Origin of the sequence: Achromobacter sp. ACRQX, assembly GCF_022346505.1 — a bacterium.
Classification (GTDB): Bacteria; Pseudomonadota; Gammaproteobacteria; order Burkholderiales; family Burkholderiaceae_B; genus Achromobacter; species Achromobacter animicus.
Map to the genome: position 1 here is coordinate 1 of NZ_JAKRML010000073.1, position 609 is coordinate 609.

At 50.6% G+C, this 609-nt stretch carries 2 tRNA genes and 1 rRNA gene; all 3 read left to right on the forward strand.

Features of this window, described 5'->3' with window-relative positions:
- Window positions 1-112: ribosomal RNA gene (locus MHZ91_RS28205) — 16S ribosomal RNA — on the forward strand; the annotation flags it as partial.
- A gap of 131 nt (window positions 113-243) precedes the next feature.
- A tRNA-Ile gene (locus MHZ91_RS28210) sits at window positions 244-320 on the forward strand.
- 24 nt (window positions 321-344) lie between these two features.
- Window positions 345-420, forward strand: a tRNA-Ala gene (locus MHZ91_RS28215).
- Window positions 421-609 lie beyond the last annotated feature (189 nt).

The window sequence follows — 609 nt, forward strand, 5'->3', positions numbered from 1 at the left end:
AGAAGTAGTTAGCCTAACCGCAAGGAGGGCGATTACCACGGTAGGATTCATGACTGGGGTGAAGTCGTAACAAGGTAGCCGTATCGGAAGGTGCGGCTGGATCACCTCCTTTCAGAGCTTACGTGCTCGTGTTAAGCGTCCACTCTTATCGGTTGTTTGATATAGCTGGGATCAGTTGTAGGCTTGGGTCGAGGGAATCTTCCCTGGGTCTTCAGCTTCCTGACTACTGATCCGAGAAGGTTTGGGTCTGTAGCTCAGTCGGTTAGAGCACCGTCTTGATAAGGCGGGGGTCGTTGGTTCGAATCCAACCAGACCCACCAGGTATTTCGCGATGTGCGGAATATGGGGGTGTAGCTCAGCTGGGAGAGCGCCTGCTTTGCAAGCAGGATGTCATCGGTTCGATCCCGTTCACCTCCACCATTGATTCTCATTGATCGCCGGTGGCGATGTAGAGGCCAACTCATAGTGTCGTAGCTCACGACGTTATGAGTTGGGTTTTACCCAACAGCTATATTTGTTCTTTAACAATCTGGAAGAAGCACAACGAAAATGTGTTCATCGAGTAATCGGCATTGCTGATGAAGATGGGCACGGGTTGTGATTGCATTA